This is a genomic window from Nocardia beijingensis NBRC 16342 (assembly GCF_001612785.1).
Classification (GTDB): Bacteria; Actinomycetota; Actinomycetes; order Mycobacteriales; family Mycobacteriaceae; genus Nocardia; species Nocardia beijingensis.
In genome coordinates this window covers 15,048-27,108 of sequence record NZ_BDBC01000026.1, presented here as the reverse complement: position 1 = coordinate 27,108, position 12,061 = coordinate 15,048, and the positions used below count along the sequence as shown (strand labels likewise).

General features: G+C 70.3%; 12 protein-coding genes. 8 read left to right on the top strand and 4 right to left on the bottom strand.

Going from position 1 to position 12,061, the window contains the following annotated elements; genetic code table 11:
* Nucleotides 1-15 precede the first annotated feature (15 nt).
* Nucleotides 16-1,671, bottom strand: a complete 1,656-nt coding sequence (locus NB3_RS16825; protein WP_067803907.1) for an ABC-F family ATP-binding cassette domain-containing protein — start codon at nt 1,669-1,671, stop codon at nt 16-18.
* A 147-nt stretch (nt 1,672-1,818) separates the two neighbouring features.
* Between NB3_RS16825 and NB3_RS16820 the strand changes: the two genes are divergently transcribed.
* The 5 genes from NB3_RS16820 to NB3_RS16800 all read left to right on the top strand — a co-directional run bounded on the left by NB3_RS16820 (nt 1,819) and on the right by NB3_RS16800 (nt 5,064).
* Nucleotides 1,819-2,010 (top strand): PspC domain-containing protein, encoded by a 192-nt coding sequence (locus tag NB3_RS16820; RefSeq protein WP_039795694.1) that lies wholly within the window; start codon nt 1,819-1,821, stop codon nt 2,008-2,010.
* 98 nt (nt 2,011-2,108) lie between these two features.
* Nucleotides 2,109-2,417: a DUF6802 family protein gene (locus NB3_RS16815; protein WP_067803763.1), complete on the top strand. Its 309-nt coding sequence runs from the start codon at nt 2,109-2,111 to the stop codon at nt 2,415-2,417.
* Nucleotides 2,418-2,544: 127 nt separating this feature from the next.
* A complete protein-coding gene (locus NB3_RS16810) occupies nt 2,545-2,856 on the top strand; it encodes a hypothetical protein (RefSeq protein ID WP_157111827.1) in 312 nt (103 codons plus the stop codon).
* A gap of 58 nt (nt 2,857-2,914) precedes the next feature.
* Nucleotides 2,915-4,666 carry a hypothetical protein gene (locus tag NB3_RS16805; protein WP_067803757.1) on the top strand — a complete coding sequence of 584 codons (1,752 nt, stop codon included), beginning with the start codon at nt 2,915-2,917 and terminating at the stop codon, nt 4,664-4,666.
* A gap of 47 nt (nt 4,667-4,713) precedes the next feature.
* The gene (locus NB3_RS16800; protein WP_067803754.1) at nt 4,714-5,064 is read left to right on the top strand and encodes a hypothetical protein; all 351 of its coding nucleotides are present in this window, start codon (nt 4,714-4,716) and stop codon (nt 5,062-5,064) included.
* Nucleotides 5,065-5,091: 27 nt separating this feature from the next.
* Here the strand turns inward: NB3_RS16800 and NB3_RS16795 are convergent, their stop codons facing one another.
* On the bottom strand, nt 5,092-5,949 hold the full coding sequence (locus NB3_RS16795) for a poly(ethylene terephthalate) hydrolase family protein (protein ID WP_067803751.1): 858 nt from the start codon (nt 5,947-5,949) through the stop codon (nt 5,092-5,094).
* A gap of 36 nt (nt 5,950-5,985) precedes the next feature.
* Between NB3_RS16795 and glmS the strand changes: the two genes are divergently transcribed.
* Nucleotides 5,986-7,869 (top strand): glutamine--fructose-6-phosphate transaminase (isomerizing), encoded by a 1,884-nt coding sequence (gene glmS / locus NB3_RS16790; RefSeq protein WP_067803748.1) that lies wholly within the window; start codon nt 5,986-5,988, stop codon nt 7,867-7,869.
* A 57-nt stretch (nt 7,870-7,926) separates the two neighbouring features.
* On the opposite strand, the gene NB3_RS16785 is transcribed toward glmS, so the two are convergent.
* Nucleotides 7,927-9,093 (bottom strand): MFS transporter, encoded by a 1,167-nt coding sequence (locus tag NB3_RS16785; protein ID WP_067803745.1) that lies wholly within the window; start codon nt 9,091-9,093, stop codon nt 7,927-7,929.
* Nucleotides 9,094-9,253: 160 nt separating this feature from the next.
* On the opposite strand from NB3_RS16785, the gene NB3_RS16780 reads away from it, so the two are divergent.
* A complete protein-coding gene (locus NB3_RS16780; protein ID WP_067803742.1) occupies nt 9,254-9,745 on the top strand; it encodes a MarR family winged helix-turn-helix transcriptional regulator in 492 nt (163 codons plus the stop codon).
* 145 nt (nt 9,746-9,890) lie between these two features.
* Here NB3_RS16780 and NB3_RS16775 read toward each other — a convergent pair whose 3' ends face one another.
* Nucleotides 9,891-10,316, bottom strand: a complete 426-nt coding sequence (locus NB3_RS16775; RefSeq protein WP_067803904.1) for a cupredoxin domain-containing protein — start codon at nt 10,314-10,316, stop codon at nt 9,891-9,893.
* Nucleotides 10,317-10,358: 42 nt separating this feature from the next.
* On the opposite strand from NB3_RS16775, the gene NB3_RS16770 reads away from it, so the two are divergent.
* Nucleotides 10,359-11,804 (top strand): NAD(P)H-hydrate dehydratase, encoded by a 1,446-nt coding sequence (locus NB3_RS16770; protein ID WP_067803739.1) that lies wholly within the window; start codon nt 10,359-10,361, stop codon nt 11,802-11,804.
* Nucleotides 11,805-12,061: the final 257 nt, after the last annotated feature.

Genomic DNA, 12,061 nt, shown 5'->3' with positions numbered 1-12,061 from the left:
GAGCGTGGCTTCGAGTCAGTGGGTTTCGGTGAGTACGCCCGCGTTCATGTGCCAGCGGCGGGTCGCGCGGACGGTGTCGAGCATGCGACGGTCGTGGGTGACCAGCAGCAGTGTGCCGGTGAAGGATTCGACGGCCTGCTCCAGTTGTTCGATGGCGGGGAGGTCCAAGTGATTGGTCGGCTCGTCGAGCACGAGCAGGTTCACGCCGCGGGCTTGGAGCAGCGCCAGGGCGGCGCGGGTGCGTTCGCCGGGGGAGAGCGTGTCGCACGGCCGCAGTACGTGCGGGCCGCGCAGGCCGAATTTCGCCAGTAGCGTGCGTACTTCCGCCTCCGGCCAGTCCGGCAGTTCCGCGCCGAAAGTGTCGGCGAGAGCGGCGGTCCCGCGAAACAGGCCGCGCGCTTGATCCACCTCGCCGATCTCGACGCCGGAGCCCAAGCTCGCGGTTCCGGTGTCGGGCCGGAGTCTGCCGAGCAGCAGGGCGAGCAGCGTCGACTTCCCGGAGCCGTTCGCGCCGGTGAGCACGATGCGGTCGGCCCAGTCGACCTGGGTGGTGATCGGGCCGAGCGTGAAGTCGCCGCGGGTGACCGTCGCCCCCGACAGCGTCGCCACCACCGAGCCGCTGCGCGGGGCCGCGGCGATGCTCATGCGCAGCTCCCATTCCTTGCGGGGTTCCTCCACCGCCTCGAGCCGCTCGATGCGCCGCTGGGTCTGCCTGGCCTTGGCGGCCTGCTTCTCGGTGGCCTCCGCCCGCATCTTGCGGCCCGCCTTGTCGGAGTCCATCTTCCTGGGATCACGCGCCTTGCGGCGGGCGGTGCGGACACCGTGCTCGAGCCAGTTGCGCTGCATCTGCGCGCGGGCCTCCAGATTCGATTTGGTGTCGGCGTACTCCTCGTACGCCTCGCGCGCGTGCTGCCGGGCGATCTCGCGCTCCATCAGGTAGGACTCGTAGCCGCCGTCGTACGAGCCGACCTGCTGCTGCGCGAGATCCAGTTCCAGGACGCGATTCACCGTGCGCGCCAGGAACTCCCGATCGTGGCTGATCACCACTAGCGGCACCCGCACACCGGTGACGAACTGCTCGAGCCGGGCCAGGCCGTCCAGGTCCAAGTCGTTGGTCGGCTCATCGAGCAGCAGGATGTCGAAACGGGACAGCAGCACCGAAGCCAATCCGGCGCGCGCGGCCTGACCGCCGGACAATCCCGTCATGGGGGTGTCGAGGCCGCTGGGCAGGCTGTCGGCGAGGCCGAGGTCCGCGGCGACCTCGTGCGCGCGCTGGTCCAGATCGGCTCCGCCGAGGGCGAGCCACCGTTCCAGCGCGGGGGAGTACTCGTCCGGCCCGCCTTCGGCGAGGCGCTCGGCCGCGGCGTCCATCGCCGCCTGCGCCTCGGTGACTCCGGTTCGGCGGCCGAGGAATTCCAAGACGGTCTCGCCCTCGATCCGCTGGGCCTCCTGGGCCAGATAACCGATCGTCGCGTCCGGTGGACTGAGCGTGATGCTGCCCGTCGGCGCCTTCCGTTCGGCGAGCAGGCGCAGCAGTGTCGACTTGCCCGCGCCGTTCACGCCGACCAGGCCGATCACATCGCCCGGCGCGAGGGTCAGATCGAGGTCGGCGAACAGGGTGCGCTCGCCGTGACCGGCCGACAGGCCGCGGGCATGCAGAGTGGTGCTCACCAGCACGAGTCTGCCGTGCTCGGGGTCGCACCCTGAGGCCGACCCCGGGAGAAATCAGGGTCGGTATCGGCCGCCGGGCCGATGGCGTTGCCCGCGGCGCCGGGCACAGTGGAGGACGTAGCGATCACCGCACGAGAGGGAAGACCAATGACCGCCCCCACCCGCCGTTTCACCCGTTCCACCCACGACAAGTGGATCGCAGGCGTCTGCGGTGGCATCGCCGAATACCTCGGCTGGAACGCCAACGTCGTCCGTCTGCTGTTCGTGGTGTCGTGCCTGCTGCCGGGTCCGCAGTTCGTCATCTACTTGGTGCTGTGGCTGTTGATGCCGAAGAAGTGAACCCGCGGGGCTGCGTCGAGCCCGTGTGAGTGACAGGATGGAACGATGCCGCGCGAGCGGCATCGCGCCACCGGTACGAGTCCTGCTGAGGAGGGGTCATGATCACCTCGAGCGAATTCCCGGGCCTGGATATACCCGGCATCGACGCGTCGTCGTCACTCGACGGCCTGGGTGCGATCGAATTGCACCACCCGACACAGGACATCGACGGCGACGGCTCGCTCGACACCATCACCACGACGGGTGACGAGGCGATGCAGGTCTGGACCGACTACGACCACGACGGCTTCGCCGACCACGTCACCGTGGTGGAGAAGGACGGCGACTACGCCGCATGGGAATTCCACCGCCACCCCGACGGCACCTCCGAGTGGGTCCGCACCGACCGAGGCAGAATCGGCGGCTGACCGATTCCGCCGCGGCGGAATTCGGGGGAACCGAGTGTCGGTGTGTTGCGTCGAAGGAAGTACGGCGGCATTCGGCGCGAACCAGTTTCGCGTCGGCGCAACGACACTACGAGGACGGAGGGGAGTCGTGGGCGGGTCGGAAATGGTCGGAGTCCGCACGGGGGAGCTGGGTGCGCTCGGCAGCGACTATCGCAGATCGGCGGACGTCGTTCGCGACCAAGCGAAACGAATCGCCGAGCACCTGTTCGGCAGCGGTGGCGAGGCGGGCCGGAACTACGCGCCGCAGGGCATCGCGGTGCAGCAGGGGCTGGAACGGATCGGTGCGTGGTTGCGGAACTGGAGTGACGCCACCACCGCGACCGCGGACGCGCTCGGGGCCGCCGTGGTGGCCTACGCCGAGACCGACCAGCAGCGCGCCTCCGAGACGAACAAGACATGAGACCGCCGAATGACCCGCGCTCGCGCCGGCGACGCCTCCCGTTCGAGGAGTCGGAATCATGACGGTTCCCTGGCAGGGCAAGGCGATCAACACCCTCCTGGACGAGGGCAGCGCGGGGTTGCAGTACTGGATCCAGTTCATGCCGCTGTACGAGGCGGCGTTCGGCGGAAATGAGGGGCGCGGTGACGTCGGCGAACTGCTGGCGATGTACGACGAGCAGCGCGGCACGCGGCTGGAGAAACTCGAGCAGGCGGGCGAGGCGCTGAAAGTCGCACTGGCCGAGGTGGATCGGCAATGGGACGCGCAACAGGGCTACACCCGCCGGCTGCCCGAATTGTGGCAGGGCACTGCGGCGGCTGCCGCGCTCGACATGCTCGGCAAGCAGTCGGTCCTGGCCGACGAGGACCGGCAGCACGCGAGGGCGGCCATGACCGTGATCGCGGATATGGCCGGCTCGCTGCGGTCGGCGGTGGCCGCGAAGGCGTTCGCCACCCGAGAGTTGCTCGAGGGGCCGGTGGGCGGCAGCAAGTCGGTCAGCATCGACGGCAAGACTCCGGCCGATGTGAAGGTCATCGTGGACGTGCACAACGCGCGGGAATGGATCGACGCTGATCAGGTCCGCGCACTCGGGCGCATCTTCCCCGCGCTCGCCGTGCCGGAGGACAAGATCAACGAGAGCGTGCTCGGCTTGATCAACTCCGACAGCGAGAAGCTGCTCACCGGCGCGTACGGCGATCGAGTGCGCAGCGTCACCGAGGAGTGGCTGACCAAGACCTTCAAGCCGGACTTCGACCGCAAGCTGGCGTCCTACGTCGATGTCTGCGCCGAGGTCGATCGACTGTTCAGGGACCAGTACAAGAACCTCACCGACGCGTTGGCCCAGTTGTCCGAGCGAACCTACCCGCGCCCGGAAGGCCCGTCGCAACCACAGCAGGGAACCCCGGTCGACCAGAACAAGCCCGAGGTGACGAGTGCACCCGGGCCACCGGGCACGCCCGCCGCGACGGCCCCGGCGAGCACGACGCCGAGCACGGTCCCCGCGTCCACTGCAACGGATACGCCGACCACGCCGAGTGTCCCGAGCACGCCGAGTGTCCCCAGCACGCCCAGCGCTCCGACCACCCCCGCGCCGAGGATGCCCGGGATGGACGGGCTCGCCGCGCTCAGTCAGGTGGCGAGGGAATTCGCGCCGCTGGCAACGAGTCTCGGTCAAGCCGTGGAGCAGGGCGTGTCCGCGCTGAGCGGAATCATCACCAGCGGCGTCGACGACGCCATCGAAAAGCTCGTGCAGGGCATCGATGCGCGGCAAGCCGAAGCCGACGACCGCGATGACGAGGGGTCAGACGAAACGCCGCGGGCCGAGGCCGAATTCGATATCGGTGGCAAGCATGTCAAGTTCGAGATGGGGCCGGACGGCCGGTTGAAGCTCCTGCTCTCCGATGCCACGGGTGCGGAGCAGGAGTTCACCGTCGAGCTGAACGAGCACGGCTTACCGGTCATCTCGACGATCGAGCCGCAAGCCGACAACGCGCAATCACCGGCGCCTGAGGCGCTTTCCCCGGAGTCGCGGAACGAAGAGCCCCCAGCGCCACAGTCCGAGGACGAAAACGAAACACCCACTCCCGGCCCGCCGCCGCCCGAGGACGCTGCCCCAGGGCTGCCGAGCGGAACCGTGCCGGGCGCCCGGCGGGAAGAGGACGGCGAGCACTATCCGAAGCCGATACCGGAGCAGGGTGAGCCGGACGGTGACGCGGACCTCGCCGAAGCCGGGCCGCTGGACGCGGGGTCCGCCGAGGCGGGTCCCCTGTGAGCCCGGCCGGGACGCGGTCGCACACCAGATGAGCGAGGAGGCGCAGCATGGTCGACTACGCCGAGGAAGCGAGGCAACTCGCCGCCGAGAATCAGCGCCGCATGTCGCTGCTGCTCGACGAGATCCAGGCGATCAACGAGCAGACCGCGGCGACCGGCCGGGAATTCACCGACCGGCTGACCGCCGACATGGACGAGTTCTGGACGACGCACGCCGCCGACCTGGACCAAGCCGCCGCCGAGGCGCAGGAGCAACAGCGGCGGCGAGACGAAGCCGAAGAGCAGCGCGCGGCCATCGCGCGGTCGATGGCGGCGCGCCGGGCCAATCAAACGGTGCGGCCGGTGGACGAGGAGGACGAGGAGGCCGAGTTCTACCAACGCAAGAGCTGGCTGATCTGACCGGCGTTCCCCGGCTGGGTCGGCCTGCTACCGCCGCAGCAGCGCGGCGAGCTGTCCGACCTTCAGCTTCGGCGCCTCCGTCTCCTGTGGCGCCGTAGGGTCGACGACGGTGGTGTGCGGAATCACCTCTTCCGGCTCGGCGAAGGCGCGGTAGTTCTTGTCGCCCGCGAGCGTGGCGAGCAGGTAGCCCGCCAGCAGGGCGCGGGTGGTGCGGGCGGTCTTCGATTCGTGCTTGCCCGCGCCCACCGCGGCGAGGACGCGCCTGCCCTCGATGATGCCGTTGTGCGAGGCCTTGTCGATCGCGCGCAGGATCGCGGGGCCGCCCCACGCGGTCGCCAGCGGGATGGCGTTGGAGCTGACCGACGTGATGTCGGTCGCTCCGGCCAGGATCAACGCGGGAACGTCGAGCTGGGGGGCGATGGTTTCGGCGGCGGGAGCGGTCGGCGCGGGGAACAGCGCCGCGACGGCGGCGACGTCGCGACGACCGGCGGCGATGACCGCGGCGCCCGCGCCCATGCCGTGCCCGGCCAGGGCCAGCCGCTCCGGATGCACGCTGATGTCTCCGTCGCCGAGCCGCACGCCGGTGCAGATGTCGAGCGTGGTGAGCAAATCGGCGGCCAGCCCCAGATGTGACGGGATCGGCCCGCGCTCGGTGTCGGGCGCGGCGGCCACGATGCCCCATGAAGCGAGGTGTTCGAGCAGCGTGCGGTAGTGGTTCGCCCCGGTCAACCAGCCGTGTCCGAAGGCGACGGCAGGTAGGTTCCGCCCCGCTTCCGGCGTGAACACCACCCCCGGCTGGCCGGCGATGGCCAGGTTGCCACGCAACACGCGGTGCGGGCCCCGGCTGGTCAGGGTGCTCAATAGCGATTTCACAGACGCCGACACGACGTGAACGTTATCCGATAAGTAGTGTGGTGAGCCATGTGCGGAATCGTGGGGTACGTCGGGTACCGAGACGCGCTCGGCGTCGTCGTTGACGCGTTGCGCCGCATGGAATATCGCGGATACGACTCCGCGGGTGTGGCGATCCTGGACGGCGCGGGCGCGCTGGCGGTGGAGCGCAAGGCGGGTCGTCTGGCCAATCTGGAGGCCGAACTCGCCGAAGCCGGGATCGATCGCTTCGTGGGCACCACGGGCATCGGTCACACCCGCTGGGCCACACACGGCGCGCCGACCGACCGCAACGCGCACCCGCATCGGGACCACAGCGGCAAGGTCGCCGTCGTGCACAACGGCATCATCGAGAACTTCGCCCCGCTGCGTCGCGAACTGGAGGACGCCGGGGTCGAGCTGAGCAGCGACACCGACACCGAGGTCGCGGTGCACCTGGTGGCCCGCGCGTACGCCGATGGCCCCACCGCCGGTGACTTCGCGGCCAGCGCGCTGTCGGTGCTGCGCCGTCTGGAGGGCGCGTTCACGCTGGTCTTCACGCATGCCGACCATCCGGACACGATCGTGGCGGCGCGCCGCTCCACCCCGCTGGTGGTCGGCGTCGGCAAGGGCGAGATGTTCATCGCCTCGGACGTCACGGCGTTCATCGAGCACACCCGTGAGGCGGTCGAGCTCGGTCAGGACCAAGCCGTGGTGATCACCCTGGACAGCTACCGGGTCACCGACTTCGCGGGTGAGGACGCGAGCTCGCGCACCCGCCCCTTCACGATCGACTGGGACCTGGCCGCCGCCGAGAAGGGTGGCCACGACTACTTCATGCTCAAGGAGATCGAGGAGCAGCCCGCCGCGGTCGCCGACACCCTGATGGGGCATTTCAGCACCGACCAGGACGGCGCGGGCCGGATCGTCCTGGACGAGCAGCGCCTCGCCGACCAGGAGCTGCGCGATTTCGACAAGGTGTTCGTCGTGGCGTGCGGCAGCGCCTATCACTCCGGTCTGCTGGCGAAATACGCCATCGAGCACTGGACGCGGCTGCCGGTCGAGGTGGAGCTGGCCAGCGAGTTCCGCTACCGCGACCCGGTGCTGGACCGCTCGACGCTGGTGGTGGCGATCTCCCAGTCCGGCGAGACCGCCGACACGCTGGAGGCGGTGCGGCACGCGAAGGAGCAGAAGGCACGCGTCCTCGCGATCTGCAACACCAACGGCGCGCAGATTCCCCGCGAGTCCGACGCGGTGCTCTACACCAGGGCCGGGCCGGAGATCGGCGTCGCCTCCACCAAGGCGTTCCTGGCCCAGGTGACCGCGAACTACCTGGTCGGGCTGGCCTTGGCGCAGGCGCGCGGCACCAAGTACCCGGACGAGGTCGCCCGCGAGTTCGCCGAGCTGGAGGCGATGCCGAAGCTGGTGGAACGCGTGCTGGAGACCGCGCCGCAGGTGCGGGCCATCGCGCGGGAGCTGGCGCAGGTGCCGACCGTGCTGTTCCTCGGACGCCACGTCGGCTACCCGGTGGCGTTGGAGGGCGCGCTCAAGCTCAAGGAGCTGGCGTACATGCACGCCGAGGGCTTCGCGGCGGGTGAGCTCAAGCACGGCCCGATCGCGCTGATCGAGGACGGTCTGCCGGTGATCGTGGTGATGCCGTCGCCGAAGGGCCGCGCGGTGCTGCACTCGAAGTTGCTGAGCAACATCAGGGAGATCCAGGCTCGCGGCGCGCGCACCATCGTGATCGCCGAGGAGGGCGACGACACGGTGCGTCCGTTCGCCGACGACCTCATCGAGATCCCGAGCGCGCCGACGCTGTTCCAGCCGCTGCTGTCGACGGTCCCGTTGCAGATCTTCGCCGCCGAGGTGGCGCAGGCGCGCGGCTACGACGTCGACAAACCGCGCAACCTGGCCAAGTCCGTCACCGTGGAATAGCCGAGCGGCCGCGCACTCACGAGTGCGCGGCCGCCGCTTCGCCGGAATACCGGCCGGCTATGCCGGGACGGTGGCCAAAGGCTCCTCCGGGACGGTCGCCGCCGCGCGGCGCTCGAGCCGTCCGGACAGGATCGCGAGCAGCAGCGCGACCAGCACCAGTCCGACGCCGACCCAGTTGGGTGCGGTGTAGCCGTACCCTGCGGCGATCACCACGCCCCCCAGCCAGGCCGACACCGCGTTGCCGAGGTTGAAGGCGCCGATGTTCACCGCCGACGCCAGCGTGGGCGCACCGGCGGCCTGATCGAGGACGCGTTTCTGCAGCGGCGGCACGGTCGCGAAACCGAGCGCGCCGATCAGCACCACCGTGACGGCGGCGGCGATCTTGTCGTGCGCGGTGACGGTGAACAGCGCGAGAACGAGCGCAAGGCCGCCGAGGGTGAGATACAGCATCGGCATCAGGTGGCGGTCGGCGAACTTGCCGCCGATCAGATTGCCCGCGAAGAAGCCGAGGCCGAACAGCACGAGCAGCCAGGTGACCGAACTGTCCGCATAGCCGGTGACCTCGGTCATCATCGGCGCCAGATAGGTGATCGCGGCGAAGACCCCGCCGAAGCCGAGCACCGTCATCGCCATGGCGAGCAGCACCTGTGGATTGCGGAACACCGCCAGCTCGCTGCGCAGCCGGGCGTTCGCCGCAGCGGGCTGTTCCGGAACCAGCGCCGCGACGCCGGACAGGCCGATCAACCCGACCAGCGCGACGAACAGGAAGGTCATCCGCCAGCCGAAGTGCTGGCCGAGCAGCGTCCCCAGCGGCACGCCGACCACGGTGGCGACCGTGAGCCCGGTGAACATGATCGCGATCGCCCCGGCGCGCCGGTCGGCGCTGACCAGCGTGCCCGCGACGACCGCTCCGATGCCGAAGAACGCGCCGTGGGCCAGCGAGGCGACGATCCGTCCGGTGAGCATCAGCGCGAAGGTCGGCGCCACCGCGGACAGGATGTTGCCGAGGACGAGCAGCGTCAGCATGCCGAGCAGCATGCGTTTGCGCGACACCCGGGTGCCGAGACCGGTCATCAGCGGCGCACCCGCCACGACGCCGAGGGCGTAACCGGTGACCAGCAGGCCCGCGGTGGGGATGGACACCGAGTAGGTGCCCGCGATGTCGGGCAGCAGGCCGACGACGACGAACTCCGTCGTCCCGATCGCGAATGCCCCGAGGGTCAGGGCGAGGAGTGCGAGGGCATGAGGGAAGCCTCCACGTGACGTTGCTTCAAACCATTACAGGCGGCAACAATAATTGCATACGCGCTTTAATTGCAAGCGCTGGCTATTGTGATGCCTGGCTATCCTGGAGACACAACCCCCGACGCCGAAGGAAACGCCGATGACCGCGGATGCCGCCCTGACCGGCCTCGCCGATGGTTGGTACGCACTGTCGCTGCTGCACGACCGGATCGAGGCGCACATCGAGCGGGCCCTGCAATCCGGCCACGACCTGAGCGTTCGCGAATACTCGCTGCTGGTCGTCTTGAGCCGCCAGCACGACGGGCCTGGTGGGCACCTGCGGATGAACCAGGTGGCCGAGGCCGTGGTGCTGAGCCAGAGCGCGACCACCCGACTGGTCTCCCGGCTGGAAGATCGCGGTCTGCTCCAGCGCTACCTGTGCCCCGACGACCGTCGCGGCATCTACACCGACGTCACACCGGCCGGACTGGATCTGCTCGAACAGGCGCGGCCCACGCACGACGCCGCGCTCGCCGGGGCGCTCGGGCAAGCGGCCGCCGATCCCGACCTCGCGCCGCTCGTGGCCGCGGTCGAGGCCTTGAACACCAGTTCAGGTAACGGCGCTCGCCCCCGCGACTACCACCCCGTCTGATCGAGACGGGTTGCGCTGGGGGCCGGAACAAGACGGGGCTCGGCTGCTCGCGACGCACGGCGGAGGTTTCAGCGGCTCGGCTCGATCGAGGACGGGAGCGTCGTGCCGAGTCGATACCGACGCGCAAGCCCGCGATCGGCCGTGATCACTCCACAGTGACGGTGCCGCGCATCTCCGGGTGCAGGGAGCAGAGGTAGCGGTAGGTGCCCGGCGTGGTGAAGGTGTAGCTCCACTCGCCCTTGTCGAAGATCGGGCTGTTGATGCCCATGGCCTTGTCACCGATGCCCTGCACGGTGTGCGGCACTTTGTCGTCGAACTTCCAGGTGACCGTATCGCCGACCCCGACGGTGACCTCGTCGGGCGAGAATTTCATGTCGTGCACCACGACGGTGGCGGCGGCGGGCTTGCGCTCACCGGTCTGCTGAACGGTGGTGGTCGGCCGGGCCGGTTTCCTGGTCGTGGTGGCGGCCGAACCGGATTCGTCGCCGCCGCAACCGGACAGCAACAGCGCGCAGGCCAGGGCGGCTCCCGTGACGACGCGGACGATCCCGATGCGGCGGACGCTTGGCATGATGGCCAAGCGTAGTAGGCCACACCGAAGGAGGGAGCGGCGATGTCCACGCAGCGGGGCTATTTCACCGTGGACCAGGTGCGCGCGGCGGAAGCCGAGCTGTTCACCCGGGTGCCCGAGGGCGTGCCCATGCGCCGGGCGGCGCACGGTTTGGCCACGGTGGTGGCGGGCGAACTCCGGGAGCGCACCGGCGGTGTCGCGGGGCGGGCGGTGACCCTGCTGGTCGGTTCGGGGGACAACGGCGGCGACGCGCTCTGGGCCGGAGCGCAGTTGCGCCGCCGCGGTGTCGCGGTCACCGCGGTGCTGCTCAGCCCGGAGCGGGCGCACGCTCGCGGACTCGCGGCGCTGCGCGCGGCGGGCGGCCGGGTCTCCGACGACGTCGGCCGCCCCGACCTGGTGATCGACGGCATCGTCGGCATCTCCGGTCGCGGTGCGCTGCGGCCGCGCGCCGCGGAAACCGTTGCGGCGCTGCGGGCCCCGATCGTCGCGGCCGATCTGCCCAGCGGCGTCGACCCGGACACCGGCGCGATCGAAGGCCCGGCCGTTCGCGCGGACGTCACGGTCGCGTTCGGCGCGTACAAACCCGTGCACGCCCTCGCCGCGCCGCAGTGTGGCCGAATCGAATTGGTGCCCATCGGCTTACGTCTTCCGGAAGCGGGTCTCGCCGCCCTGGAGCCCGCGGCGATCGGCGCGGCGTGGCCGGTTCCCGGCCCGGCCGACGACAAATACACGCAGGGCGTCACAGGCGTATGCGCGGGGAGTGCGACGTATCCCGGCGCCGCGGTGCTGTGCGCGGGCGCCGCTGTGGCCGCGACATCCGGCATGGTGCGCTATGCCGGAACCGCTGCCGCCGAGGTGCTGAACCACTTCCCCGAAGTGATCGCCACCCAGGAGGTCTCCGCCGCCGGTCGCGTCCAGTCCTGGGTCTTCGGTCCCGGCGCAGGCACCGACTCCGCCGCCAGGGAGCGCCTGCGCGAGATCCTGTCCACCGACCTCCCGGTGGTGATCGACGCCGACGGCCTGACCTTGCTGGCCGCGGAGCCGGACCTGGTGCGCGGTCGCACGGCTCCCACCGTCCTGACTCCGCACGCGGGTGAGTTCGCCCGCCTGACCGGTCACGAGGTCGGCCGGGACCGGGTGGCCGCCGTCCGCGACCTCGCCGCTTCCTGGCAGGTCACCGTCCTGCTGAAGGGCCGCGCCACGCTCGTCGCGGCCCCCGGCCGTCCCGTGCTGGTCAACGAGGCCGGCGGCTCGTGGGCCGCGACCGCGGGCGCGGGCGACGTGCTCTCCGGCATCATCGGAACGCTGCTCGCGGCGGGCCGGGAACCCGCGTGGTCGGCGGCGGCCGCCGCGCGCGTGCACGCACTGGCCGCCAACCTCGCCGCCCACGACGACGCCCCCGCGGGCACCCCGATCTCGGCGAGTGTCTTGGCCGCGCACGTCCGGCCCGCTATCGGCGTCCTCCGTGGGCTGGCCCACCCCTTCTGACTGGCGCGCACGCTCGGGCGATGGAGGCGGTGCCGAGCCCCGGCGACCGCGGCGGCCACGTCCCAGTAGGCCATAGTCCGGCGATGGGTGCGCGAGGCGGTTCTCCCGTTCCTCGATCGCCGTGTGCGCCACGGGCTCGCGTACCCGGGCGATCAGCCGCATGTCTTCGAGACACTGGCATCGCCGACCCGGGCGACGCTGGTGGTGCAGTACACCTGATCGGTCGGGCGGCGCTTCTGCTGCGTGCCGAGCGACCG

What these genes read in the sequence shown, in the direction of transcription:
- NB3_RS16820 (WP_039795694.1), top strand. Translation starts at nt 1,819, where the DNA reads ATGACCGCCCCCACCCGCCGTTTCACCCGTTCCACCCACGACAAGTGG.
- NB3_RS16815 (WP_067803763.1), top strand. Translation starts at nt 2,109, where the DNA reads ATGATCACCTCGAGCGAATTCCCGGGCCTGGATATACCCGGCATCGAC.
- NB3_RS16805 (WP_067803757.1), top strand. Translation starts at nt 2,915, where the DNA reads ATGACGGTTCCCTGGCAGGGCAAGGCGATCAACACCCTCCTGGACGAG.
- NB3_RS16800 (WP_067803754.1), top strand. Translation starts at nt 4,714, where the DNA reads ATGGTCGACTACGCCGAGGAAGCGAGGCAACTCGCCGCCGAGAATCAG.
- glmS (WP_067803748.1), top strand. Translation starts at nt 5,986, where the DNA reads ATGTGCGGAATCGTGGGGTACGTCGGGTACCGAGACGCGCTCGGCGTC.
- NB3_RS16780 (WP_067803742.1), top strand. Translation starts at nt 9,254, where the DNA reads ATGACCGCGGATGCCGCCCTGACCGGCCTCGCCGATGGTTGGTACGCA.
- NB3_RS16775 (WP_067803904.1), bottom strand. Translation starts at nt 10,316, where the DNA reads ATGCCAAGCGTCCGCCGCATCGGGATCGTCCGCGTCGTCACGGGAGCC.
- NB3_RS16770 (WP_067803739.1), top strand. Translation starts at nt 10,359, where the DNA reads ATGTCCACGCAGCGGGGCTATTTCACCGTGGACCAGGTGCGCGCGGCG.